23 protein-coding genes are annotated in these 26,267 nt (G+C 46.1%); 15 read left to right on the top strand and 8 right to left on the bottom strand.

Translation table 11 applies throughout. The features are described from left to right. Nucleotides 1-485: 485 nt before the first annotated feature. Nucleotides 486-1,598, bottom strand: coding sequence for a tRNA epoxyqueuosine(34) reductase QueG (gene queG / locus INR79_RS16510; protein WP_038124438.1), 1,113 nt, complete (start codon nucleotides 1,596-1,598; stop codon nucleotides 486-488). Between the two features lie 580 nt (nucleotides 1,599-2,178). On the opposite strand from queG, the gene tsaE reads away from it, so the two are divergent. The 11 genes from tsaE to motX all read left to right on the top strand — a co-directional run bounded on the left by tsaE (nucleotide 2,179) and on the right by motX (nucleotide 13,858). Next, complete coding sequence (tsaE, locus tag INR79_RS16505) at nucleotides 2,179-2,643, top strand: tRNA (adenosine(37)-N6)-threonylcarbamoyltransferase complex ATPase subunit type 1 TsaE (RefSeq protein ID WP_004399855.1); 465 nt, start codon at nucleotides 2,179-2,181, stop codon at nucleotides 2,641-2,643. Further along, nucleotides 2,637-4,349, top strand: coding sequence for a LysM peptidoglycan-binding domain-containing protein (locus INR79_RS16500; protein WP_223095146.1), 1,713 nt, complete (start codon nucleotides 2,637-2,639; stop codon nucleotides 4,347-4,349). Before tsaE ends, INR79_RS16500 begins: the two co-directional genes overlap by 7 nt. Further along, complete coding sequence (mutL, locus tag INR79_RS16495; RefSeq protein WP_223095144.1) at nucleotides 4,349-6,328, top strand: DNA mismatch repair endonuclease MutL; 1,980 nt, start codon at nucleotides 4,349-4,351, stop codon at nucleotides 6,326-6,328. Before INR79_RS16500 ends, mutL begins: the two co-directional genes overlap by 1 nt. After that, on the top strand, nucleotides 6,328-7,260 hold the full coding sequence (miaA, locus tag INR79_RS16490; RefSeq protein WP_223095142.1) for a tRNA (adenosine(37)-N6)-dimethylallyltransferase MiaA: 933 nt from the start codon (nucleotides 6,328-6,330) through the stop codon (nucleotides 7,258-7,260). The genes mutL and miaA overlap by 1 nt, the downstream gene beginning before the upstream one ends. A gap of 117 nt (nucleotides 7,261-7,377) precedes the next feature. Then, complete coding sequence (gene hfq, locus INR79_RS16485; RefSeq protein WP_004399859.1) at nucleotides 7,378-7,644, top strand: RNA chaperone Hfq; 267 nt, start codon at nucleotides 7,378-7,380, stop codon at nucleotides 7,642-7,644. 26 nt (nucleotides 7,645-7,670) lie between these two features. Then, nucleotides 7,671-8,960 (top strand): ribosome rescue GTPase HflX, encoded by a 1,290-nt coding sequence (hflX, locus tag INR79_RS16480; protein WP_004399860.1) that lies wholly within the window; start codon nucleotides 7,671-7,673, stop codon nucleotides 8,958-8,960. Nucleotides 8,961-9,005: 45 nt separating this feature from the next. Beyond that, nucleotides 9,006-10,187: an FtsH protease activity modulator HflK gene (hflK, locus tag INR79_RS16475; protein ID WP_004399861.1), complete on the top strand. Its 1,182-nt coding sequence runs from the start codon at nucleotides 9,006-9,008 to the stop codon at nucleotides 10,185-10,187. A 2-nt stretch (nucleotides 10,188-10,189) separates the two neighbouring features. After that, nucleotides 10,190-11,233 (top strand): protease modulator HflC, encoded by a 1,044-nt coding sequence (hflC, locus tag INR79_RS16470; protein ID WP_223095140.1) that lies wholly within the window; start codon nucleotides 10,190-10,192, stop codon nucleotides 11,231-11,233. Between the two features lie 56 nt (nucleotides 11,234-11,289). Then, nucleotides 11,290-11,475, top strand: coding sequence for a DUF2065 domain-containing protein (locus INR79_RS16465; RefSeq protein ID WP_223095138.1), 186 nt, complete (start codon nucleotides 11,290-11,292; stop codon nucleotides 11,473-11,475). A 204-nt stretch (nucleotides 11,476-11,679) separates the two neighbouring features. After that, nucleotides 11,680-12,996, top strand: a complete 1,317-nt coding sequence (locus INR79_RS16460; protein WP_223095137.1) for an adenylosuccinate synthase — start codon at nucleotides 11,680-11,682, stop codon at nucleotides 12,994-12,996. A 223-nt stretch (nucleotides 12,997-13,219) separates the two neighbouring features. After that, nucleotides 13,220-13,858, top strand: coding sequence for a flagellar protein MotX (gene motX, locus INR79_RS16455; RefSeq protein WP_223095135.1), 639 nt, complete (start codon nucleotides 13,220-13,222; stop codon nucleotides 13,856-13,858). 46 nt (nucleotides 13,859-13,904) lie between these two features. On the opposite strand, the gene hmpA is transcribed toward motX, so the two are convergent. Further along, nucleotides 13,905-15,077 carry an NO-inducible flavohemoprotein gene (gene hmpA / locus INR79_RS16450; protein ID WP_223095133.1) on the bottom strand — a complete coding sequence of 391 codons (1,173 nt, stop codon included), beginning with the start codon at nucleotides 15,075-15,077 and terminating at the stop codon, nucleotides 13,905-13,907. Nucleotides 15,078-15,185: 108 nt separating this feature from the next. Here hmpA and nsrR point away from each other — a divergent pair, with 108 nt between their 5' ends. Then, on the top strand, nucleotides 15,186-15,608 hold the full coding sequence (nsrR, locus tag INR79_RS16445; protein ID WP_004399867.1) for a nitric oxide-sensing transcriptional repressor NsrR: 423 nt from the start codon (nucleotides 15,186-15,188) through the stop codon (nucleotides 15,606-15,608). A 29-nt stretch (nucleotides 15,609-15,637) separates the two neighbouring features. On the opposite strand, the gene INR79_RS16440 is transcribed toward nsrR, so the two are convergent. Next, a complete protein-coding gene (locus INR79_RS16440) occupies nucleotides 15,638-17,545 on the bottom strand; it encodes a DUF3413 domain-containing protein (protein ID WP_262415355.1) in 1,908 nt (635 codons plus the stop codon). 211 nt (nucleotides 17,546-17,756) lie between these two features. Between INR79_RS16440 and rnr the strand changes: the two genes are divergently transcribed. After that, complete coding sequence (gene rnr / locus INR79_RS16435) at nucleotides 17,757-20,216, top strand: ribonuclease R (RefSeq protein WP_223095131.1); 2,460 nt, start codon at nucleotides 17,757-17,759, stop codon at nucleotides 20,214-20,216. Between the two features lie 17 nt (nucleotides 20,217-20,233). Next, nucleotides 20,234-20,974 carry a 23S rRNA (guanosine(2251)-2'-O)-methyltransferase RlmB gene (rlmB, locus tag INR79_RS16430; protein ID WP_022612621.1) on the top strand — a complete coding sequence of 247 codons (741 nt, stop codon included), beginning with the start codon at nucleotides 20,234-20,236 and terminating at the stop codon, nucleotides 20,972-20,974. A 72-nt stretch (nucleotides 20,975-21,046) separates the two neighbouring features. On the opposite strand, the gene crp is transcribed toward rlmB, so the two are convergent. The 5 genes from crp to INR79_RS16405 all read right to left on the bottom strand — a co-directional run bounded on the left by crp (nucleotide 21,047) and on the right by INR79_RS16405 (nucleotide 25,545). Next, on the bottom strand, nucleotides 21,047-21,679 hold the full coding sequence (crp, locus tag INR79_RS16425) for a cAMP-activated global transcriptional regulator CRP (protein ID WP_004399871.1): 633 nt from the start codon (nucleotides 21,677-21,679) through the stop codon (nucleotides 21,047-21,049). Between the two features lie 243 nt (nucleotides 21,680-21,922). Next, on the bottom strand, nucleotides 21,923-22,792 hold the full coding sequence (locus INR79_RS16420; RefSeq protein WP_022551727.1) for a phosphoribulokinase: 870 nt from the start codon (nucleotides 22,790-22,792) through the stop codon (nucleotides 21,923-21,925). Between the two features lie 98 nt (nucleotides 22,793-22,890). Further along, on the bottom strand, nucleotides 22,891-23,103 hold the full coding sequence (locus INR79_RS16415; RefSeq protein ID WP_004399873.1) for a YheU family protein: 213 nt from the start codon (nucleotides 23,101-23,103) through the stop codon (nucleotides 22,891-22,893). Between the two features lie 31 nt (nucleotides 23,104-23,134). After that, nucleotides 23,135-24,157 carry a hydrolase gene (locus tag INR79_RS16410; RefSeq protein ID WP_223095129.1) on the bottom strand — a complete coding sequence of 341 codons (1,023 nt, stop codon included), beginning with the start codon at nucleotides 24,155-24,157 and terminating at the stop codon, nucleotides 23,135-23,137. Next, nucleotides 24,154-25,545, bottom strand: a complete 1,392-nt coding sequence (locus INR79_RS16405) for a PLP-dependent aminotransferase family protein (RefSeq protein ID WP_022592291.1) — start codon at nucleotides 25,543-25,545, stop codon at nucleotides 24,154-24,156. The genes INR79_RS16410 and INR79_RS16405 overlap by 4 nt, the downstream gene beginning before the upstream one ends. Before the next feature lie 121 nt (nucleotides 25,546-25,666). On the opposite strand from INR79_RS16405, the gene INR79_RS16400 reads away from it, so the two are divergent. Further along, nucleotides 25,667-26,263, top strand: coding sequence for a LysE family translocator (locus INR79_RS16400; RefSeq protein ID WP_223095127.1), 597 nt, complete (start codon nucleotides 25,667-25,669; stop codon nucleotides 26,261-26,263). The last annotated feature ends 4 nt before the right edge of the window (nucleotides 26,264-26,267 follow it).

Genomic DNA, 26,267 nt, shown 5'->3' with positions numbered 1-26,267 from the left:
AGATACCGCGTCTATTAACGCTCAGTTTTCCACTGCCATAGATAAGTGCAGAGCGGAATCTGGTGCGTGTTTACAATTTCGCTAACAGACTTATCCACAAAGTGATATCTGTGGATAACTTGGTTGATAAATTGTTTTATTCGAAATGATCGGGGAAGGTGGCAAGGATCTTTCTTTTGTTCTGTTTGTCACGGATAAATATGAAAACAGTGTAAGTCTATGTATATCAAGGCTTGCGGGGTGATTTCTTAACTTTCGATATGTAAGCATTAAGATCATTAACTCGTGTTTTTTTGATCCTCGTCATTTATTGTATCTGTGTTTAACTTTTCTTTCTCCAGCTATCTGTGCTACCAAATTCGCTTTTTTCCACATAGAGCACTTTTTGAGAATTACATCAAATTATAGGTACAAAATTCGTCTCAGATTTTGAACTTTTAATTACAGAGGGTTGTGCACAGTGCACCACAAATGCTTGCCAAAGGTTAAGCGTCTCTTGGTAAACCTTTTTGGATGATTCGGATAAGTCTTTCCTTTTTCCGGTCTTTTACAGGGGTTTTGGAAATTTGTGTCTCAATTGCCCATTCAATGTGGTCATCCAGGTTGTCGTCAATTCCTAAGCGACCCTCAAGAGCATAGACGATATCCTGAGAAAAGGGAGCATTTCCCATTGCAACAGCCACATTTCTCATCCATTGAATGTGCCCGATGCGTCGGATAGCTGAGCCTTCCATCTTTTTTAGAAATTCTTCTTCTGTCCAAGACATCAGAGTAAGCAAGTCTGCCGAGCCAAAAGCATCACGTCGGTGAAAATCTTTCTGGTCGGTAATATCTGCTTCACGATTCCACGGGCAAACCAATTGGCAGTCATCACAGCCGTATATTCTGTTCCCCATCTTTGAACGAAGCTCTACAGGGATTTTTCCACTTAACTCTATGGTTAAGTAAGAAATGCAGAGCCTGGAATCAATGACACCTTCGCTGACAATAGCGCCTGTGGGACAGGAGGTAATGCAGGCTTTACAGGTTCCGCACTGATCGGTTGAAGGTTCATCGACGGGCAGGGGGAGGTCGATCAGCAGTTCACCTAAGAAAAACCATGAGCCCGAACCTTCATCCAGTATCAAAGAGTGTTTTCCTGTCCAGCCCAGTCCGGCTTTTTGCGCGATGGGGCGCTCAAGAATCGGGGCAGAATCTACAAAGGGTCGGTAACCAAATTGCCCCACTTCTGCTTCGATTCTCTGCCCTAGCTTCTTTAACTGGTTGCGAACGAGCTTGTGATAGTCACGCCCTAAGGCGTACCGGCTAATATAGCCTTGAGTCGAGTCTTCTAGGTTACTGGCAAACTGCGCATCCGGTGGAAGGTAGTTCATCCGGGCGCTGATGGCTCTGACTGTGCCAGGCAGCAGTTCAGCGGGACGAGCACGCATCATACCGTGGCGTGCCATCCAGTCCATTTCTCCGTGGTAGCCAGCATCGAGCCAGTCTTGAAGTGGCTTTTCATGCTCAGACAAATCAACATCGCAGATGCCGACTTTCTGAAAACCAAGCTCGGTTGCCCACTGCTTAATTTTTATGGCAAGTTCGGAGTAATCCATAGCTTTGGAGTGATTCTTAGCGCCGACAGCGTGAAAAATGGGCGACGATTCTAACTGATTCAAATGACAAAAAGAACTCCTTTTCGCGTAACTAATGCATAGGGTCTGTTGATCTTTCGTGGTTAAATTTTGTTCGAGTTCTATGTGTTTTAATCACGGCGCAAGGTCTTTCGCTTGGTTTTTGAAGTAAATAAGTATCTAAGCAAATACCTTGCAACAAAGAGTAAAGCGCATAGAACCGAACCCTTCGGGCAGCATTTGTGGCTCCTTTCTACTGTGTTATCGCTTATTGATGTAGAGCGACTACACCGAATAAGCGCTGCCTTGTATAAAGAACCCACAAATTGCTGCAAAAATCAGCTCGAAAGGTCAACAGACCCTATCTCGATTGTCTCAAATTAAGGAAAGGATCTCTGTTGCAATGAGCATTAAAGCGAGCTTTTCATGAGATTCACCCTTAATGGTGAATTTTTATCTTTTCCTAACAGATAAGATCTTGTCTCTCAAAACCAACACGGTTTACTATTCGGTTTCTTTTGAATTTTATATAGTCGTTGATCGGCACTGGAACATGCAACAAATGAACATGAAACACTTCACTCTCATTGATGAAAACGCCACCGTTGAATTTGGACAACTTGTCGCGAAAGCATGTCACCAGCAAACCACCATTTACTTGCACGGCGATCTCGGTGCAGGAAAAACCACATTCAGTCGTGGTTTTATTCGCTCACTGGGACATACTGGCAATGTAAAAAGCCCTACTTACACTCTAGTAGAGCCGTATCAGTTGGACGAGTGGCAAGTTTATCATTTCGATTTGTATCGTCTGGCTGATCCTGAAGAGCTCGAATTCATGGGAATTCGTGACTATTTTACTCCTGATGCGATCTGTTTAGTTGAGTGGCCGGAAAAGGGAGAGGGGTTATTGCCTTCTCCAGATTTAGATATTGAGATCAAATATGACCAATCACAACGTATTGCTACGGTCACAGCCAATACGGACTACGGTCATGCCTTGCTTAAGAACTTGGAGTCGTGTTGATTTATAAGCAATTTCGAGCACTCATACTGCTTGCTTTCTTTTTTCTGTTTGGGGTTGCTGCCAAGGTTTCAGCCAATACGCTGGAAGGGGTGAGGGTTTGGCCTTCGCCCGAAGAAACCCGAATTGTCATTGATTTGAGCAGTGAAGCTAACTACACGTACTTCACTCTGAGTAGCCCAGAGCGTCTGGTGGTGGATCTGAAACAGACCGACATCGCTGCAAAGCTGCCGATCAATGTTAAAGACTCTCCTGTACTCAAGAAAATCCGAAAAAGCAGCCCCCCTTCAAAAGGGACGTATCGACTGGTTTTTGAATTAAAAAAGAAAACCAAGGCAAATCTGTTCAAGCTGAGTCCTACGCCTGGTGGTCAGTATGGGCACCGTTTGGTGATTGACTTGCCTCACGGCAAAGTGGCGACACCAGCGCCAGCCAAACCTGCCAATCCTCTTATCCCTAAGAAAACCACACCAAGTAAAGATGCGTCGCAATTCTTGGGCAATGCGGATGTGATAGTGGCGATAGATCCTGGGCACGGAGGTGAAGACCCTGGTTCTATCGGACCGACGAAAAAGTACGAAAAGCACGCCACGCTGATCATTTCAAAGAAATTAGCCAGCGAATTAAACCAGGTTCGTGGGGTACGCGCCGTTCTTACTCGAACAGGTGATTACTTTGTTAATCTGAATAAGCGTTCTTCGATCGCGCGAAAGAATAAAGCGCACCTTCTTGTGTCAGTGCATGCCGACAGTTTCCGTTCACCTCAGCCTCGCGGTGGCTCTGTCTTTGTGCTTAATGTTCGTCGTGCTAATAGTGAAATTGCTCGTTGGGTCGAAAAGCACGAGGAACAATCTGAACTGCTAGGTGGTGCAGGTGAAGTGCTATCTAAGGTCAATAATGACAGAAACGTCAGCCAGACCTTACTAGATCTAAAATTCAGCCATTCACAGAAAGAAGGGTATAAGGTTGCCACCAAGATTCTTAAGGAAATGGGAAAAGTAACCCGCCTTCATAAGAAAGAGCCTGTTCACGCAAGCCTGGCGGTCTTGAAGTCTCCGGATATTCCATCGGTACTGGTTGAAACGGGTTTTATGTCCAACCCGGTTGAAGAGAAACTGTTATTCCAGCGTTCGCATCAAAACAAGCTGGCGAAAGCGCTATCGAAAGCCATTGTCAGTTATTTTGAGGCAAACCCACCGGAAGGAACCTGGCTCGCGAACAAAGGTGCAACCGTTAAACATAAAGTGGTTCGAGGCGAATCTCTGTCCCGAATTGCTCAGAAGTACGGCACCACGACCAAAGCCATTATGGCAACCAACAAACTGAAAAGCACCAATATTGCGGTTGGGCAAGTTTTGTTGATTTCTGGTGGCGCACCATCAGAACCTAAGGTGAAGACGGAAATCATTACTCACGTGGTGAAATCGGGTGAGTATCTTGGCAAGATTGCCAATAAGTACAAAGTGTCTGTTGCGAGTATTAAACAGCGCAATAATCTGAAATCGAATACTCTAAAGGTTGGTCAGAAGCTAAAAATTCAGGTGAAACTCAAAGATAAGCCGATTGTGAAGCACAAAGTGAAACGTGGCGAGTATCTTGGAAAAATCGCCTCGAAATATGGGGTTTCGACTTCGGCAATCAAAAAAGTGAATAACCTAAAATCTGATACCTTATCCGTTGGTCAGGTTTTGATAATCCCGAGTAAATAATGACGATTAAAATACTACCAGCCAGATTAGCGAACCAAATAGCCGCAGGGGAAGTGGTAGAACGCCCTGCGTCAGTCGTGAAAGAGTTGGTGGAAAACAGCTTAGATTCAGGAGCCACGCGCATCGATATCGATATCGAAAAGGGCGGTTCTAAGCTGATTCGTGTTCGGGATAACGGCAAAGGCATTGCCAAAGACGAGCTAGGTTTGGCGTTAAGCCGCCATGCCACGTCAAAGATTCACACCTTGGACGATCTTGAAGCTATCATGAGCCTGGGGTTTCGTGGTGAAGCACTGGCCAGTATCAGCTCTGTGTCTCGTCTTACCATGACTTCCCGACCTGCTACACAGGATGAGGCATGGTCTGCGTACAGTGAAGGTCGAGATATGGAAGTAAAACTCCAGCCAACCGCTCATCCAATCGGTACGTCAGTGGAAGTGCTGGATTTGTTCTTCAATACTCCTGCTCGGCGAAAATTCTTAAGAACAGAAAAAACCGAATTTTCTCATATCGATGAGTTGCTTAAGCGTATCGCTCTGAGCCGTTTTGATGTGACGATTAATTTGCGCCACAACGGAAAAATGGTTCGTCAGTACCGAGCTGCGAAAACCGAACGACAGACAGAAGCGCGTATTTCAGCAGTTTGTGGCAGTGCGTTTGTTCGACACATGTTGAACATAGAGCTTGAACATCAAGGCTTGAAACTTCACGGTTGGATCACCACCCCTGAAGGTGCACGCCAGCAAAGCGATCTGCAATATTGTTACGTCAACGGTCGTATGATGAGGGACAAACTCATTAATCACGCGATTCGTCAGAGTTACGAAAACAGCCTGAGCCCAGACCAATTCGCTACGTATGTTTTGTTTATTGAGCTGGACCCACATCAGGTGGATGTGAATGTTCATCCTGCCAAGCATGAGGTGCGATTCCACCAAGCCCGTCTGGTTCATGACTTTATCTATCAGGCGCTGAGTGATGCTTTGTCTCAAACCGAGTCGATTACTCCCGCTGAGACCCGTGCATCCGCTTATCATCAGCCTGCGCCCCAGCAGGATGATCAGCATCGAGTAATGGAAGCCATCGCCAGCACACCTGCGTATCCGAGAAAAGCAGAGGCTTCTGCCTATGTGCCTCAGGCGTTCACAGACACTCACTCCGCGCCTTCACATCATTCCTACTCAGAACCGAAAATTCCGAACTTGGGTAACCCCCCTTCTTCTTCAGAGCCAACGAATACTGCCCGAAACGAATGGCAACAGTCTAAGCCTGTTTCTGGCGGAGCGAAGCCTAGAAGCAAAGCAAAGGAAGATGCACCAACCTGGCAAGAAGTAAGAGCCTATAAAGAGCTGCTGAAAACACCGGAAGACATTGAACCGGTAGAATCGGTTGGCTCCGATAAGCCTGAAACTCCTAAGAGTCATGTGGTGCTTGGAAAAGCATTTACGGTCGTGGACCAACAGTATCTCCTGATGCAAGCCGAGCCTTCCTGCGTTCTTGTGAACTTACCGCGAGCAGAGTGGTACAGAACACAGTCTCAATTGTCGGTGGCGCATGGTCCGCTCAAAGCTCAGCCATTATTAGTACCGTTATCCATTAAGTTGGATAAGAACCTGGTAGAACAAGTATCACAATTTGATACTTTACTTCAGCAGCTAGGAATTCAGCTGCGGGAAAAAAATGCTCGCAGTATCATGGTCATGGCGGTTCCCCAACCTCTCAGACAGCAAAACTTACAAATCTTGATACCAGATCTGTTATCGTATCTGCAGAAACAAACCAATGAGGTTGAAGCAGAGCGGATATCTAAATGGCTTGCGACCGAAGTGACTCAGGTAAAAGATACCTATACCACATCGGAAGCCATTCAATTGATAGCAGATATTGAGAATTTGAGAGCAGGCAAAATGCCAGTCAAGGATCCAGTATTCTGTCAGTCCGTTAACTTCGCTTCAGCCATTGCAGCAATGAATTCGTGATGACAGATAAACTTCCTCTGGCGCTGTTTTTAATGGGGCCAACCGCATCGGGTAAAACCGAAATCGCCATACGTTTAAGACAAAAATATCCCGTTGAAATCATCAGTGTGGACTCCGCATTGATATACAAAGGGATGGACATTGGCACCGCCAAACCCGATGAGGAAGAGCAGGCGAAAGCTCCTCATCGCTTGATCGATATATTGGATCCGAGTGAATCGTACTCAGCCGCTGATTTCCGTCGTGATGCGCTTTCAGAAATGAATGAAATTGTCGCCGCCGGTAAAATTCCGCTCTTGGTTGGCGGAACTATGCTGTATTACAAAGCTCTATTAGAAGGGTTGTCACCTTTGCCTGCGGCAGATCCTGCAATTCGTCAACAAATAGAGCAAGATGCGTTGACTTTAGGTTGGTCTGCGTTGCACGATCAACTCAAGGATATTGATCCTGTATCAGCGAAGAGAATCCACCCGAATGATCCACAAAGATTGTCACGGGCATTGGAAGTTTACAAAATTTCAGGTAAAACTCTTACTGAGCTGACCAAAAAGCAAGGTGATCCCTTGCCATTTCGGGTTAAGCAATTTGCAATAGCCCCCAAGGAAAGGGCAGAGCTCCACCGCCGTATCGAGCTTCGTTTCGAAAAAATGATCGATGCAGGGTTTGAAGAAGAGGTTCAGGCGTTATACGCTAGAAAAGATCTTCACCCGGATCTTCCTTCGATTCGATGTGTTGGTTACAGGCAAATGTGGGACTATTTGGGTGGGAACTGTACGTTAGATGAAGCGGTATTTCGCGGAGTCTGTGCAACCCGTCAATTGGCCAAGCGACAGATCACCTGGTTGCGCAGTTGGGATGATTTAACTTGGTTAGATAGCGAAAACATTGATGAAGCGCTCGAAAGTATGTCAAATGCCATAGCATCTGATTGACTTGACTGTGTATAATGTGATCGTTTTTGCGCATTTTTTTCATTTAGCTCGGATGCAAAAACAGCTCTCTGAATAGCTAAATAAAACTAAAACTACAATCAAATAAGGAAAAATAAAATGGCTAAGGGGCAGTCTTTACAAGACCCATTTCTAAATGCGCTACGTCGTGAGCGTGTACCTGTGTCTATTTATCTGGTGAACGGTATCAAACTTCAAGGACAAATCGAGTCTTTCGATCAGTTCGTGATCTTATTGAAAAACACTGTAAACCAAATGGTATATAAGCATGCTATTTCTACTGTGGTTCCTGCTCGCGCAGTGACTCACCACAGTAACAATGAACGTTCTCCTTCAGAGCGTCCACAAGAGAAATCTGAAGATTAATAGTACTTTAGTAAGGAGTTGAGTGCTTGTTTGACCGTTATGAAGCCGGTGAACAGGCTGTACTTGTTCATATCAACTTCACGCAAGAAGGTGAATGGGAAGATCTAGCTGAATGTGAAATGCTAGTGACGTCCGCAGGGGTTGAAGTCTTGCAGGTTGTTACCGGCAGTCGTCAATCCCCTCACCCTAAATACTATGTCGGGGAGGGTAAAGCTCAGGAAATCGCTCAGGCAGTGAAAAGCTCCGGAGCTGAGATCGTGATCTTTAACCACTCCCTTTCTCCTGCCCAAGAACGAAATCTTGAACATCTTTTCAAATGTCGGGTCCTAGATCGTACAGGTCTGATTCTGGATATTTTCGCCCAACGCGCTCGAACTCACGAAGGTAAACTTCAAGTTGAACTGGCACAGTTGCGCCACATTTCAACGCGCTTAATTCGTGGTTGGACGCACTTGGAGCGTCAGAAAGGGGGGATAGGTTTACGTGGACCAGGTGAAACTCAGTTAGAAACTGACCGACGGTTATTGCGTGATCGTATCAAAGCCATTCTCCGAAGACTGGAGAAGGTTGCTAAACAGCGTGAACAAGGTCGCCGAGCTCGTAATCGCGCAGAAATCCCAACCATCTCGTTAGTGGGTTACACCAACGCAGGTAAATCAACCTTGTTTAACCGAATCACGGAAGCGGGTGTGTACGCAGCGGATCAGCTGTTTGCTACATTGGACCCTACGCTACGTAAGATAGAGTTAAGCGATGTTGGTACAGCGATTCTCGCGGATACTGTTGGATTTATCCGGCATTTACCCCACGATCTGGTTGCTGCATTTAAAGCCACACTTCAGGAAACGCAAGAAGCTGACATTTTGTTACATGTTGTCGATGCCAGTGATGAGCGTTTTCGTGAGAATATTCAAGCTGTTCATGACGTGCTAGAAGAGATTGACGCACACGAAGTGCCCACTCTTGTCGTGATGAACAAGATTGACAATATGGAAGGTCAACAACCCAGAATTGAATACGATGATGAGGGGATGCCTCAGCGCGTTTGGGTTTCAGCTATGGAAGGTGTAGGTATTGAACTGCTGTTCGAAGCGCTGACTCAGCGTTTAGCCAGCCAAATGGTTCAGTATCAGCTTCGGATTCCACCTCAATATCAGGGCAGATTCCGTAGTACTTTCTTCCAATTGAAAAGTATTCAACAAGAGGCGTATGATGAGCAAGGCAATTTGCTGATCGATGTCCGAATGCAACAAGTAGATTGGTCTAGACTAGAAAAAAGAGAAGGGGCAGTTTTAGGTGACTTTATAGTTACTTAAAGGACTGCTACAGTATAACGTCATATCAAATGATGGAGCTTTCTAATGGCGTGGAATGAGCCTGGAAATAACAACGGCGATAATGGCCGCGATAAAGACCCTTGGGGGAATAATAATCGTGGTCGTGATCAAGGTCCGCCAGATTTAGATGAAGTATTTAATAAGCTGAGTCAGAAGCTGGGTGGAAAGTTTGGTAAGCGCGGGGGCAACGGAGCCTCAATCGGTGGCGGTGGTGCTATCGGATTGGGTTTAATTGCGGTTGTTGCCATCGTGATTTGGGTAGTGTCAGGTTTCTACACCGTAGGTGAAGCAGAGCGTTCTGTTGTGCTGCGCTTAGGTAAAGAAGACCGCATCGAAGGTCCGGGTCTTAAATGGCACCCTAAGTTCATCGATACCTATGAGCTTGTTAATGTACAAGCGATTCGTTCACTACGCGCATCAGGCTTGATGCTGACTAAAGATGAGAACGTAGTAACGGTTGAAATGGGTGTTCAGTACCGAGTTTCTGACCCATACAAATACCTATACACAGTAACAAATGCAGACGACAGCTTACGCCAAGCAACAGACTCTGCACTTCGCGCTGTGATTGGTGATTCTTTGATGGATAGCATTCTGACGAGTGGTCGTCAGCAGATTCGTCAAAGCACGCAAGACACATTGAACCGCATCATTGATGGTTACGATATGGGTATCGTAGTCGTGGATGTGAACTTCCAGTCTGCACGTCCGCCAGAGCAAGTAAAAGATGCATTCGATGATGCTATCGCAGCTCGTGAGGATGAGGAGCGTTTTGTTCGTGAAGCAGAAGCTTACAAAAACGAAATTCTTCCTAAAGCAACAGGTCGTGCTGAGCGTTTGAAGAAAGAAGCTTTGGGTTACTCTGAGCGTACAGTAAACGAAGCACTTGGTCAGGTTGCACAGTTTGAGAAACTGCTTCCTGAATATCAGGCTGCTCCTGAAGTTACACGTAACCGTCTATACCTAGACACAATGGAAGAAGTGTACACCAGTACTTCAAAAGTTCTGATCGACTCTGAATCCAGCGGCAATCTGCTTTACCTACCAATCGACAAGATTACTGGTCAGGCAGCGGACACCACTAATACGAAACGTAAAGCGAAATCAACATCAGCATATGATCAGATTGAATTGGAATCAGAGCGTACTGATACCTCATCATCTACGCAATCTCGCTCAACTGGCTCACGTCAAGGGAGATACTAATTATGCGTAAATTAATGATCCCAGTATTGGTTGTTGTTCTGGCGCTGTTTTTAATGTCCGTGTTCGTTATACCTGAAGGCGAAAAAGGTATTGTTATCCGCTTCGGGGAAGTGCAAAAAGGCGTTAAAACCGAAACTGTGGTTGAAGACGGCGTTGAAACAACGGTGGATGTTCTGGATGAGAACGGTCAGCCTATTATCATCTCTAAGATCTACGAACCTGGCTTGCACTTCAAACTGCCTTTGTTTGATCGTGTGAAGCGATTGGATGCTCGTATTCAAACGATGGATGGTCGTGCAGACCGTTTCGTAACATCTGAGAAAAAAGACGTTATCATCGATTCCTACGTGAAGTGGAAGATCCAAGACTTTGGACAATACTACCTGGCGACAGGCGGTGGCGATTCACTGACGGCACAAGCACTACTTGAGCGTAAAGTGACAGACGTACTTCGTGCAGAAATCGGTTCGCGTGAAATCAAGCAGATCGTATCTGGTCCACGAAATAACGACGTGCTACCTGAAGACGTAAACAGCGAAGAGCTCTCTACCGAAGCTGCGAAGCAAGCGCTAGAGATTGATGGTGAGCGTGACAAGATCATGGCTGACGTACTTAGCGAGACTCGCATCAGTGCTCTGAGTGATTTGGGTATTGAAGTGGTTGACTTCCGAATGAAGAAAATCAACCTTCCTGACGAAATCAGTGAGTCTATCTACCGTCGTATGCGTGCAGAGCGTGAATCTGTCGCGCGTAAGCACCGTTCGCAAGGTCGTGAGAAAGCGGAAGTTATTCGTGCTCAAGCTGAGTTAGAAGTGGCTACGCTACTGGCTGAAGCTGATAAGACAGCTCGTGTAACACGAGGTGAAGCTGACGCTCGTGCCGCGAAGATCTACTCGGATTCTTACGGTAAAGATCCTGAATTCTTTAGCTTCCTTCGTTCACTAAATGCTTACGAAAAATCATTCGGCAGCAAGAGCGACATCCTTGTACTTGACCCGAACAGTGAGTTCTTTAAGTACATGAACGACGCTAAAGGCGCAAACTAATCGAAAAGCCCCGAAAGGGGCTTTTTTACATCTACTCAATTTTACCTATACATCACATGTCTGATTCATTATGGCTAGCACTGGGATTGGTGCTGATTCTTGAAGGTCTGGGACCGCTCGTTGCACCAAAAGGCTGGCGCAACATGATACAGGAGCTGAGCAGCCAGCCCGACAATCAACTCAGAAGAATCGGTGGGTGCCTTGTAGTCGCAGGTGCTGTGATTGCATATGTATTTAGTTAAGCTTTGAATAAATAGAGCTAAATACACAACAGATATTTGCTCTAATCTGAGGTGTTTCATTGCCTTCTCGCCCAATTCTTCCACTATTATTCCTTGCGCTACATACCCTTACATAAGTGTTTCACTTTTATGCTTAAAAAATGACTGCATCTTTTATTCGTAGGTGCTAGAATCCATTTTTAATCAGCAATCAGACTTGGAAAGATGGGAAATAACGTAGTCGTTCTGGGCACCCAATGGGGTGACGAAGGTAAAGGTAAAATCGTAGACCTTTTAACTGAAGATGCAAAATACGTGGTTCGCTACCAAGGCGGTCACAACGCAGGTCACACTCTAGTCATCGACGGTGAAAAAACCGTTCTTCATTTGATTCCATCAGGTATTCTTCGCGATAACGTAAAATGTGTTATCGGTAATGGTGTTGTTCTATCACCAGAAGCACTTCTTAAAGAAATGAAGCCTCTTGAAAAGCGTGGCATCCCAGTGAGCGAGCGTCTTTTCATTTCTGAAGCATGTCCTCTAATTCTTCCTTACCACATTGCTCTGGACCAGGCGCGTGAAATCGCTCGTGGTAAAAAAGCGATTGGTACAACAGGTCGTGGTATCGGTCCTGCTTACGAAGATAAAGTTGCTCGTCGCGGTTTGCGTGTAGGCGACTTGTTCGACAAAGAAGCTTTTGCAGAGAAGCTGAAAGAAGTGATGGAATACCACAACTTCCAGCTAGTGAACTTCTACAAAGCTGACGCAGTAAGCTACGAAGAAGTTCTTGAGCAGGCAATGGGCTATGCTGATCTACTGACTTCAATGGTTATCGATGTCACTGACGAGCTAGACGCGGCGCGTAAGCGTGGCGATAAGATCATGTTTGAAGGTGCTCAAGGCACACTTCTGGACATCGACCACGGTACTTACCCTTACGTAACGTCTTCTAACACGACCGCTGGTGGTGTTGCCGCTGGTTCAGGTTTTGGTCCTCGTCACATCGGCTACATCCTTGGTATCACTAAAGCTTACTGTACTCGTGTTGGTTCTGGTCCATTCCCGACTGAATTGTACGATGGTCAAGATAAGCAAGATCCTGTAGGTAAGCACCTGGGTGATGTAGGTCACGAGTTTGGCGCGACAACAGGTCGTCTGCGCCGTACTGGTTGGTTTGATGCTGTTGCGATGCGTCGCGCAATTCAAATCAACTCAATCACTGGCTTCTGTCTAACTAAGCTGGATGTATTGGATGGTCTGGAAGAGCTGAAAATCTGTACGGGTTACAAGATGAAAGACGGCTCTATCCTAGAAGTGTCTCCAATGGCTGCAGAAGCATTCGAAGAAGCGACACCTATCTACGAAACAATGCCTGGCTGGTCTGAGAATACATTTGGTGCGACGTCTATCGATGCCCTACCTAAAGCTGCTTTAGACTACATTAAGCGTATTGAAGAGCTTACAGGTGTACCAGTAGACATTGTCTCTACAGGTCCAGACCGTAACGAAACTATCATCAAGGTTCACCCGTTTAACGCGTAAGCTTTTGAGTGATTTGAATTTTAAATGCCAGCTCTTCGGAGCTGGCATTTTTTGTTTGTACCTTTGCATTTCTCTTTAGAATTTTCTTTCTAGCAATATCGCACTGCTTAGATTACTTTTTATTCATTGTCTGGCAAAATATTGCCAAAGATCGGCAATACTTGGCTAAAGAGTTAGCAATCTTTGCCGATACAAAAGCACGGTATGAATAAAGAGTGCGATTATGAAACTACGAGCTGTCACAGCTTCGTTGATTCTCGCCCTGTGTACCCGAGTGGGGTTAGCCAACGCGGATAACCACATCGGTGGACCAGTGCCAGTCTACACGGAAGCTGAGCTGATCAATCTGATTGAAAAGAACAAACATCTCGAACGAGTTAAAGCAGATAGCTGCCAGCTTGTAGAAGATATCGTTGCTCGTGCGACACGGATCAGCCTGCCTGCTTACGAATTTTTGTACGGTGATATGTTAGCCTGGGGGGTGTGTGTCGACCAAGATGTGGAGCTTGGGCTCTACTACATGGAAAATGCAGCGCATCAAGGCTTACCTGCGGCACTTGAACAAATAGGCCGATACTATTCGCGTGGAACTCTGGTTCAGCAAGACAAAGAGCGTGCGATTCCCTATTTGCGGGAAGCTGCCTCCATGGGCAGCATCAATGCACGAATTCATTTAGCCGAATTATTGCTGCGAGATTATGGTAGCCCTTTGGATTATGAAGATGCCTATCGCTGGCTATACAACTCAGTGACACCGGATAAAAGGCAACATCGCCGAATCTCTATGCTAAGGCAGGGATTGGAGCAGAGGATGCCAGAAAACATCATTGCCAGAGCCAAACGGCGTTCTACCTTCTGGTAAAAACACAAATGCCCCGACAAGTCGGGGCATTGTTATTTTTAATGTTTTACAGCACTTTATGAGGTCCAAAGCATTCGTAATGAATACGGTCTTTGGATACACCTAATTCTAAAAGCTGGTTGGCGACAAACTGCATAAACCCAACGGGTCCGCAGAAGTAAAAGTCAGTTTCTTTCCAGTTGACTCGCTCTTTAATCTGCTCAAGCTGCATCAATCCTTCTTGTACGCCTGCTTCCCCTTTATGTTCTCTGTACCAGTTGAATTGGTTCACAAGGTCGTATTGTTTCTCCAGTTCATCTATTCGATCAGAAAATGCATGATGTTCCTTGTTTTCCGCTGCATGTATCCAGTGGATAGGGGCTTCATGAATACCAGTAATGGACTCCATCATGGAAAGCAGTGGAGTCACACCGACACCCGCAGAGATCAGTGCTACTGGAGTAAATTTATCACTGGTGAAAAAGAAGTCACCACAAGGCGGAGCTAATCGAACAGAGTCACCGACTGTTAGGTGATCATGCAAGTAATTGGAGACAACACCCTCAGATTCACGTTTGACTGAAATACGATATTCTTTGCCATTTGGCGCATCAGACAGGCTGTATTGTCTGATTTCCTGATACTCAAACTGTTCAGGAGTTAGGTAGATGCCGACGTACTGACCTGGAATGTAATCAACAACGGGTTGTTGATCCTTTGGTTCGAATACGAAACTTGTGATGACTTCGCTCTCTCGGCGCTTTTCTTTGAGTACGAATTCTCTTGTTCCTCGCCATCCACCTGTTTGACTTTCTGTCTCGGAGTAAATGGTTTCTTCACGATCAATAAATACCTGAGCAAGCAACCCATAGGCCTCTCCCCACGCTTCCAGCACTTCTTGTCCCGGTGCGAACAACTCGTCAATGGTTGCTAGCAGGTGACCACCGACGATCTGATATTGATCTGCGGTGATGTTAAAACTGGTGTGCTTTTGCGCGATTTTTTCTACGACAGGGAGTAAAACTTCAATGTTATCGATATTGGCAGCATAGCCATGAACAGCGTTGAAAAGCGCCTCTCTCTGAGCCCCGTTTTGCTGGTGAGTCAGGTTAAAAATGTCTTTCAATTCAGGGTTATGGTTAAACATACGATCATAGAAGTGAGCGGTGAGTTTAGGTCCTGTTTCGGCGAGAAGTGGTGCGGTGGATTTTACGATATCTATGGTTGATTGCTTGAGCATTTGGGCTTCCTATTTTAAACATGTATTTATAATGCATGTTTTAAGTTGTATCTAAAATATATCTTTTAGTCAATGGAAGTTTTACAATTCACGGAGGAGGAATTCGCATTGCAGTTAACAAACTTTACCGACTTCGGAATTCGCGCGTTGATCTATTTGGCGTCGCTTCCAAGTGGCGAACTCACCAGCATTCAGAAAGTTAGTGATACCTTTGATGTTTCTAAAAACCACATGGTTAAAATCATCAATAAACTTGGTCAGCTTGGCTATGTGAAAACGGTCAGGGGTAAGAACGGAGGAATATGCCTTGGTCGACCCGCTGAAACCATTTTAATTGGAAACGTGATTCGGGACATTGAGCCGCTGGATGTAGTGAACTGTGCGCCTGAGTTTTGTCATATCACGCCTGCTTGTAAGCTAAAGGCACACCTTGCCAGAGCGAAACTGGCTTTTTTGGCAGAGCTCGATCACTGCACAATTGCAGATATGCTGACAGACAACTCGGAATTGTTGATTTTGCTAAAAAGATAGGCGCACTGGAAAAGTGCGCCTAAAGAGAGTTACTTCGCGTAAGTAGACATTTGAACCAGCAGCTTGGTGAGCTCACTGTTTGGCATGGTGCGTTTTTCTTTCTTGTTGAGCGACAAGTCGGTGACTTCGGTGTATCCACCCGGTCTGTTCACAATAATCTCATTCCCACCCACAATACCGTAATCCATATAACTGCCTACAATGACCCAGTTCTCTTCCCGGTTGTTATTAAACAAATCCACTCCAACACTGTAATCAGAAATGTCATTGCTGACGCCTAGCGGTTCTTTCATCAGCGTTGGAGGAATATCCAGATGGCTGGTTCTCGCATAGATGATATCTGCCGCTTTACCTGGGTGGTATAGATACAGTGGAACATGAACCTGTGCGGGTGCATAGTTGCTGCCATGTCCCCAGTAGTTCTTTTTGTAGTCATTGAACTCTTCACCGTGATCAGATGTGATGACCACAATGGTGTTATCAAGCTCACCAGCCTGTTCCAGTTTTCCTAACACCTCTCCGATCAGCTTATCAATGTAGAAAAGTGAATTTCGGTAGCGGTTTCGGTATTCCGTCGGATCAAAGTCGTTGTTCAGCTTCACGTGGTCGACGCGATCCCAATAAGGTTCGAACGGTGTCTTCATGTCATTGGGGAATGAAGTACCATGCGCAGCGTCATAGAACAGGAACCCGAAATAAGGCTTTGTATCATCTTTGCTGTCCAGGAATTCGAGAAAATCGTCAGTGATTTTACGATCCCGTTCAGCCGGTGTATCGCCAGGTGTCGTGACGGTCAGGTCCTGGATGCCAGCAAACACGGTGCGATCAAATGGAGGGCTGTGTAGTGGCGCAGAACCATGAATCGACATTTGGTAATTCAGCGAGTGCAGTGTTTCCATCAGAACCGGTTGCTGCTGACTTGAGCGTACCGCATCCCAGTACGTAGAAGGAATACCATAAAACAGGCTGAAGATACCCATTTGAGTGGAGTTACCCCCGCTCAGGTGCTCTTTAAATACCAGGCTTTGCTTACCAAACGTTTCGATATTCGGCGTGACTTGCTCGTTTGCATCATCAAAACGCCAGGCATCAAGCACAATCACAACCATGTTTGGTGTTTCTGAACCAGCATCAACAGCAATTGGCTTTAGAGGGTAATTTAGGTTGGTGACCTTCTGATGCGAGATTTTAGTATGAGCATCACGACCTGCCTGTTGTTCTACCCAACCATTATCTTCCAACCAGTCATTGGCAGTAAGAGGAAGATAGAGTGGCCAGTGATGGCTGTAACTCGGGATAACCTGATCAAAGTTTGCGTACTTCCAAGCGTGAGTCAGCTGGCTAAACAGCAGACAACTGAACCATACGCTGATACCCAACAGGAAATAACGCTTTTTCGTTTTTACCCAGCGGTTAGCGAGCACAATGGTCATGATAATGGCGTTGATCAATCCAAACACCACCACACCACCGACCAACAAGGTAAACCACGAGACATCAATAATCTGGTCACCGCCCTCAATCAACAGCTCGAAAACGAATCCGTTTAAATGAAAGCGATATTGGTTATATACCTGAGTGTCAATGGCAACCATTACGGCTGTCACGATAAATGGCAGGACAGCAATAAACCGGAAGAGGCGAGTGGGAAGCCACAGCAGCAAGAGAGATGGAATGGCACAGAGTACGGCCATTAACCCAAACAGACCCACTTGCGTGGAAAAGATATAAGGGTATGACAACCAACTACCTTCAGGAATATCCATCCAACTGACATAGGGCAGCGCAATCAAACACAATAAAACGGTGTTCAATAGTAGTAAGCAGAAAATCCATCGCGAGTTAAAGCAAAGCTTCTCGCGAAGCGCAGAAAAAAACATAAAATCTAATGGGTATCCAGAAAGAGTCGGGCATTTTACAAAGGATCTGAAGTACATTTCAAGCATCCATTTACCAGACTTATATATTGCATAAAATTTGTTTAGCTGAATATTTATCACATCCATTTGTCACAAATTGTCCAGATAATCGATTAACTGGACAATTTCGAATAAACACAATAATTGGTGCGATGACACCCCTTAAGCTGTAGGTAGTCGTAAGATTTAGATATACTTAAGATCTATCCAATCTTTAACAGGCCCTCCTATGTCTCAAAACACACCTAACGACCCATTTGCCGCGCGCGAATCCGACAAATACGACAATCCTATTCCCAGCCGTGAATTCATCATCGAGTTTTTGGAAAAGGCAAATGTGCCAATGAATCGCAATGATTTGTTTGAAGCACTAAAGCTTTCTGGAGAAGAACAGTATGAAGGTTTGCGTCGTCGGCTGCGTGCCATGGAGCGTGATGGTCAACTGGTGTTCACCCGACGCCAGTGTTATGCCCTGCCAGATAAACTGGAACTGGTGAAAGGGGTTGTACTGGGTCATAAGGATGGACATGGTTGGGTAAGACCAGATGGCAGTACAGGCAAAGACAACGACATTCTTTTGCCTTATCACCAAATGAAAACTCTGATTCATGGCGATTATGTGTTGGTTCAACCAGCTGGCACCGACAAACGTGGTCGCAAAGAGGGTCGGTTGGTACGTGTACTTGAAGAGCGTAAGACTCAAATTGTCGGGCGTTACTTTATGGAACAAGAATATTCCTACGTTGTTCCTGATGATTCACGCATTAGTCAGGATGTCTTGATTCCCAAAGAGCATCGCTGCGGCGCGCGAATGGGGAACGTAGTGGTGATTGAAATTACCGATCGTGCCACTCGTTCTCGTGGAATGATGGGGAAAATTGTTGAAGTACTGGGCGAAAATATGTCGCCGGGTATGGAAACACAAATTGCTATCCGCACTCACCAAATCCCGGATGTGTGGCCAGAAGAGGTCGAAAAACAAATCGCTGGTTTAGGTGAACATGTCCCTGAGAATGCCAAACAAGGGCGTGTTGATTTACGAGATCTCCCTTTAGTTACTATCGATGGTGAAGACGCGCGAGACTTTGATGACGCCGTATATTGTGAAGCGAAGCGCGGCGGAGGATGGCGCTTATGGGTTGCCATTGCAGATGTCAGCTACTACGTTCGCCCTGATACTGCGTTGGATAAAGAAGCCATCAATCGTGGTAACTCCGTGTACTTCCCGTCTCAGGTTGTTCCTATGCTCCCTGAAGTCTTGTCTAACGGACTGTGCTCATTAAACCCACAAGTGGATCGCCTGTGTATGGTGTGTGAGATGACCATTTCGGCATCCGGTCGGTTATCCGGTTACAAGCACTACGAAGCGGTGATGAACTCACATGCGCGTCTGACCTACAACAAAGTCAGTGCCATCCTGGAAGGTGATGAAGAACTGCGTCAGCGATACGAGCCTTTGGTGCCTCATCTTGAAGAACTTCACAAGATGTACGATGTGCTAAAGCAGTCGCGTGATAATCGCGGTGCTATTGAGTTTGAAACTGTTGAAGCGAAATTTATTTTCAACTCTGACCGCAAGATTGACCGTATTGAACCGGTTGTTCGTAACGATGCGCACAAGATCATCGAAGAGTGTATGATTTTAGCCAACATTGCGTCGGCATCTTTAGTTGAAAAGCTGAAAGAGCCTGCTTTGTTCCGGATACACGAAACTCCGGGTGAAGAGCGTTTACAAGGCTTCCGTGATTTCTTGGGAGAGCTTGGATTAAACCTGACTGGTGGGCTGGAACCTTCCCCAACTGATTATGCGAACTTAATGAAGCAGATTGGTGAACGTCAGGACAAAGAGCTGATTCAGACCATGTTACTGCGTTCAATGAAACAGGCGGTGTACAACGCTGACAATGTTGGGCACTTTGGTCTGGCGCTAAAACGCTACGCGCACTTTACTTCGCCGATTCGCCGTTATCCGGACTTGCTGCTGCACCGTGCGATTAAATACCTGATCGCAAAAGAAGACGGTAGAAACACGGATCGCTGGACGCCAACGGGCGGCTTCCACTACTCCTTTGACGATATGGATGTCTATGGTGAGCAGTGCTCGATGACGGAACGCCGCGCAGACGATGCGACTCGTGAAGTTGCTGACTGGCTGAAGTGTGAATACATGCAAGACCATGTTGGTGAAGAACTGGATGGTGTGATTGCTAACGTAACCGGTTTTGGTTTCTTTGTTCGCCTGACAGAGCTTCACATTGACGGTCTGGTTCATATTTCTTCACTAGCTAACGATTACTATCAATTTGATCCTATTGGTCAAAGGCTTATCGGTGAGAGCTTCGGAAACATCTATCGCTTGGGTGATGCGGTTAAAGTGAAGGTGCTGTCGGTCAATCTCGATGATCGTCAAATAGACTTTGAATTAGTGGAAACAAGTCGTAAGCTACGCGGCAAAGGTAAGACGGCGAAGAAGCGTGCTGCACAGGCAGATAAGAAAGCGGCGAGTAAAAAGAAAGCTGCAATCAAAGCGCGAAAGCCTGGTGGAAAGGCAAAAGCCCTTGTAGAACCTACCAAACGACCAGATGGCTCCAGTGAGCCAGCTAAAACACGCAAGAAGACCAAGGCTGAAAAGGCGCGTAAGAAAAAATCACGCACAAAGAACCGAAAGTCTCAAGGCAAGAAGAAGTAATCTGAATAGGTCAGACCATGAGTAACGAATTCCTTTATGGCATTCATGCCGTAAAAGCTGTGCTGGAAAAAGACCCGGTACGTTTTATTGAAGCATTTGTATTGAAAGGACGTCAGGATGACCGCTTATTGCCTTTGCTGAATGAACTTCAGAATGTTGGGGTTTCCATTCAGCAAATGGGGAGAAAGGCGCTGGATGACAAAGCCAAAGGAGCAAATCACCAAGGGATCATCGCCCGCGTAAAACCAGCAAAGGCGCTCAATGAAAACGACTTGGACGATATTCTGGCTCAGCATGAGCAGCCTTTGCTGCTGGTGTTAGATGGAGTCACCGATCCTCATAACCTTGGCGCTTGTCTGCGAAATGCAGATGCCGCAGGCGTCGCCGCGGTGATCGTACCAAAAGACAAATCAGCGCCAATGACAGCAACTGTGAGTAAAGTCGCCTGTGGTGCCGCTGAAACAGTGCCATTAGTTCGTGTGACTAATCTTGCGCGTACTATGCGTGCATTACAGGAGAAAGGTGTGTGGTTTGTTGGTACCGCTGGTGAAGCGACTCACGACATCTACCAAGCCAAGCTTAGTGGTGCATTAGCCATTGTCATGGGGGCTGAAGGTGATGGCATGCGCCGTCTGACTCGTGAAACCTGCGATGATCTTATTAAGATTCCGATGGCGGGAAGCGTATCCAGCTTGAATGTGTCAGTCGCATCTGGGATATGTTTGTTCGAAGCGGTTCGTCAGCGCCAAAACGTCTAAAGGATTGCATTAGATAATAAAAAACCACCAACTTGCGTTGGTGGTTTTTTTAAATCTGTATCGCTAAGAAAGTTAGCGAGTGCCGTAAACAACGATAGTCTTACCGTGTGCTGAGATGAGGTTTTGCTCTTCCAGCATTTTCAGGATACGACCTACTGTTTCACGAGAACAGCCAACGATTTGACCGATTTCCTGACGGGTAATCTTAATTTGCATACCGTCTGGGTGAGTCATTGCGTCTGGTTGCTTCGCAAGGTTCAGAAGCGTTTGAGCGATACGACCTGTTACGTCTAGGAATGCAAGGTCGCCCACTTTCTGGCTTGTTGTTTGAAGACGGTTCGCCATTTGCGCAGAAAGGCGCATTAGGATATCAGGGTTAACCTGAATCAGCTGACGGAACTTCTTAAATGAGATTTCTGCTACTTCACACGGGGTTTTCGCACGTACCCAAGCGGTACGTTCCTGGTCTTCTTCGAACAGACCAAGTTCGCCGATAAAATCACCTTGGTTGAGGTAAGACAAGATCATTTCTTTGCCTTCTTCATCCTTGATCAGTACGGCAACAGAACCTTTCACAATGTAGTACAGGGTCTCTGCCTTTTCACCAGCATGAATCAGAGTACTTTTTGATGGGTACTTATGAATATGACAGTGTGAAAGGAACCACTCTAATGTTGGATCGGTTTGAGGTTTACCTAGAACCATAATATCTTTCTTCCTCTGCAGGGCTTGCTCAGCAGCTTTCCATATCGACTGAGCCAGATTGAACTGGTCATTTAGAATAGGGTGTTATAGTTGATGCTGCAAGCTATCATATGTTTCGGTTAGAAATAGTATCCTTTTTCTGAAACGATTTCTTGACTTTGATCGTTACACACTGGCGTTTATCTAAGCAAAAATGTGCACATGATCACGCTATAGCAACTTGGTTTACTTTTCTTCTTATCACTAACCGATTTTGCCCGTTTCGATGAGCTGTTGAAGGATAGGCTGAACGATAAGCTCCATTGCAAAACTCATCTTGCCTCCCGGCACAACAAGGGTGTTGTGTCGCGACATAAATGACCCTTGAATCATAGACAACAGATATGGGAAATCGACGTTTTTAATACCACGAAGACGAATCACTACAAAACTTTCATCTAAGCTGGGGATGCCTTTTGCAGCTAAAGGATTAGAAGTATCTACTGTCGGTACTCGCTGAAAATTGATGTGAGTACGTGAAAACTGCGGGGTAATGTAGTTCAGGTAATCGTCCATGGAGCGAACAATGGAGTCCGTTACGGCTTCCTTTGAATGACCTCTGTCTCGGGTGTCACGAACGAACTTCTGAATCCACTCCAAGTTAACGATTGGCACCATGCCGATCAGTAAATCAACGTGCTGTGATGCGTTTACGTCACCATCAACCACACCGCCATGCAACCCTTCATAAAAGAGCACGTCGGAATCTTCTGGCAACTCCTGCCATGGAGTAAAGGTTCCCGGCATTTGATTATAAGGGACAGCCTCGTCAAAGGTGTGCAGGTAACGGCGGACTTGTCCTTTTCCTTCGTCACCGTATTTGCGGAAAAACTGCTCTAGTGTGGGAAAGTCGTTGGCTTGAGGACCGAAGTAACTGATGTGCCTTCCTTGTTCTTTGGCCTTGCGAATTTCCACGTCCATTTCCGGACGAGTGAATCGGTGGAAACTGTCACCTTCAACCCATGCGGCTTTAACGTCCATCATGTTGAACATCTTACGGAACGCTTCAGATGTGGTGGTCGTTCCTGCTCCCGATGAACCTGTAACAGCGATGATTGGGTGTTTTGCTGACATGACTGTCCTTGTCTCTGTTTGTCGTTATAGAAATTCAGTGTAGGGGAAGTGCTTCGAATAATAAACACTGCTCCAGTCACGTTAATGAATGAAATACCTTAACGGGCGGGATGAACCTGGATGTCCACCGTTTCGTGAAGTTCGGAAAAGACAACCACAGCCTGACCGCTTTGCAGCTGTGTCCGAACGTGCTCAACCTTTTCGTCTAAGCTGATTTCGCTTTCGCCGTAATCGGTTCCTTCCCTCAGTACAAACTCTTTTATCAGGTTTGTCAGAGTGTCTGCATCAATCTGTTCCCAAGGGACGATCATAAATACCTCTTTCTTTTATGTCGTGATGTCTCTAGCTTTCAGTGACCGCAATCTTATCATCAATTACAGACCCTTGGTTATGTTCCGCAACTTTAAGGAAATGTGAATAGTATTCAGGGAGTGTTTCTTCTAACCAGAATTTCGGTTTAAACAAGCTTCCGGTAACAAAGCCAACGTGTCCGCCTTTGGGAAGCAAATGGTAATTAACGTGAGCAGGCAGTGGATAATCTGGAATAACCGCTTCGGTCATGAACGGATCATCGTGAGCATGAATGATGTCTGTTGGGATGCGTATCTGAGGCAACATAAGTAACCCAGAACAGGTCTGATAATAATGATGCGCGCCATTAAACCCGTGTAATCGCGAGGTAATCACATCATCAAACTCAAACATGGTACTGATTTTATTGATCTCGGACTCTGTCAGAGGCATCACTTTCTGTACTAAGGGCAATTTGGCAATGGCATTGTCTTTCAGAGAGCCGAGTAAGTAATCCTGATAGACTTTCGAAAAGCCCTGATTGATACGCCTTGAGCACGCCAGTAGATCCAGCGGGGCAGATACAATCGATGCCGCGTCCAATTTTGTGTCGTCACCGTATTTCGCTAAGTAGTTCACCAGCATATTTCCACCGAGTGACACGCCCACCGCCACTTTTGAATTAGAAGGAAAACGCTGGCTTAGCTCCGTCAGAAAATGTCTCGCGTCTTCGGTTTCACCAGAGTGATAGGCACGTGGTAAGCGGTTTGGCTCTCCGCTGCACCCACGAAAATGCATCATGACCGACAGCCACCCTTGTTCGGCAAACGCGTGGAGCAAGCCATTTGCGTAGGGGCTTTCAAAGCTTCCTTCTAAACCGTGAAAAAGCACGAAAATAGGCTTGTCAGAGTGATTGTTCGGATCTTCGCTCCAAGCCAGATCAACGAAATCCCCGTCGGGCAGTTCCAGCCTTTCTCTGACGGCTTGAAACAGAGGTTTGCGCCTGATAAAACGCGACAGAAGAGTTTGAATGTGTGCATTGCCCAGCCCAAATGCCGGGGAGAATGTCATCATAAAGCGAAATCCGAAATAGGGTTGCTGTTAAGCAGTTCTGCGAGAATTTTAAGACCTTTCTCAAGCTGCTGACGGGTGATTGGAGAACTTAACGACAAACGTATCGCTGGGGGTACAGCACCACCTGGCGGGACAAACAGCTCTCCCGATTTAACGACCACATTTTTTTCTGCGGCTTTCGCAATGAAATCACTTAAACGCCAGTGTTCAGGCAGGGTTAGCCACAGGTGAAAACAGTGAGGCTGAAAGCGGATATCAAAGTCGCCCAGATATTGCTTTGTCAGCTCAAGCCTGCCGTCCATTTCTTTACGAATGGCACCAATCACTTCTTCTACTTGGTTATTTTGTATCATCTGACAGGTAAGGGCTGTCAACAGTGGGCTAATCATCCAGCTGTGATTTTGCAACGTGATGCACAATGAGGGATAAAGTTCGTCTGGAATGAGTAAGTAGCCGACTCTCAACCCCGGCGCGAGGCATTTGGAAAACGCTCCGATATGGATGACTTGCTGAGGCATCAGATTCACCATTGGAGAAGGTGGGCTATCGGGCAGCATTCCGTTTACATCGTCTTCAATAACCGTGATTTGATATTTCTTACACAGTTCCAGTATGGCTTTTCGCCTTTCAAGCCCCATTGTGGCAGTCGTTGGGTTTTGCAAAGTAGGGGTTAAATAAATAAAGCGTACAGACTGATTCTGTTTGTAAGCCGACTCCAGCCCGGCAGGTGTGATCCCCTCTTCATCCATCTCAACGCCCTTCAGAGTCAGCTGATTTTGTCTGGCCAAGCTGAGCAGTCCGGGATAAGTGAATTTCTCGCAGAGGATGGTATCCCCTGCACGTGTAAACGCACTGAGCACCATTTGAATGGCGTGTTGAGCACCGCTGCTGAAGAGAATGTTACTGGCGCTGGCATTGACCCCATGAGTATTTAGCCATCGGGAAATGATTTCGCGGTGAGAATCTAACCCTTTTGGTTTTTGATAGAGCATTAACGAATTTAATGCGGTATTTGACTGTGATAGGGCACTTAAAGCATCGGAAACGATCTTCGAACGATCCATTATTGGAGGGATGTTATAACCAAAATTGCATTCTTCCGTTTCTTCGACGCTTTCTTCGAATACCCATCCCACTTTTGAATGGTCTCGAATATAAGTGCCCGCGCCAACTCTGGCTTCCACCAATCCTCGTCGCTCAGCTTCCGCGTACGCTCGGGTAACCGTTCCTACGGTGACATCCAATTTGTCTGCCAATGCGCGGTGAGTAGGGAGTTTGTCGTTGGCTACAAGGTTACCCAGTTCCACTTCTCTGCCAATCGCATCAGCAACTTGTTGGTACAGAGGAGCAGAGAGTGATTTGTCTACTTCAATTGTCTCGATTGTCATGGTGACAATAAACCTTTTGCACAGATTTTATTCCATTGTTATGGTCAATATGTGCACATTAAATCAAATAATCAACCAAAAAATTAAAATTGTATCGATACAATGTGAGAAGGAACAATTAATGGATTGGCAATTTTTTACCTCAGTCGCATTGTTTGCTGTCGTAATGACGGGGACCCCGGGTCCTAACAATGTCATGTTGACGGCTTCAGGCGCAAACTTTGGGTATCGTCGGACAGTGCCACATTTTGTCGGGATTGGTGCGGGTCTGCTCAGTCAGATGGTCTTGATTGCAGCAGGGCTAGGTGTGGTGTTTGAGCGTTACCCAGAAGTTCAGCAAGTACTGAGAATCGCGTCCAGTGCGTATTTACTGTATCTGGCTTGGCGAATTGGGACAGCAATGCCTCCAGAAAAGAGTGATGACAATGAATCCAAACCGATGACTCTGTTTGAAGCGGCTCTGTTTCAATATCTGAATCCGAAAGCCTGGATCATGTCGTTAACTGCAGTGGGGTCTTTTTCTTTCACGGGTGACCAGTTTTGGTGGTCGGTGATCGCCATGGGGATGATTTTCTGGCTGGTTCAGTTGCACACCTCTTCGGTATGGGTGGGCTTTGGTACTCTGATTCGCCGTTGGCTTTCCAGCGTGACTGCTTGGCGTCGTTTCAATGTGGTGATGGGTTTGCTAACCGCCAGTTGTGTCGTATTTATATGGTGATGCC

The sequence above is a fragment of the Vibrio sp. SCSIO 43132 genome (assembly GCF_019904195.1).
GTDB lineage: Bacteria > Pseudomonadota > Gammaproteobacteria > Enterobacterales > Vibrionaceae > Vibrio > Vibrio nigripulchritudo.
Note: the sequence above shows the minus strand (reverse complement) of the source record. Positions and strands in the feature narration are given on the sequence as shown.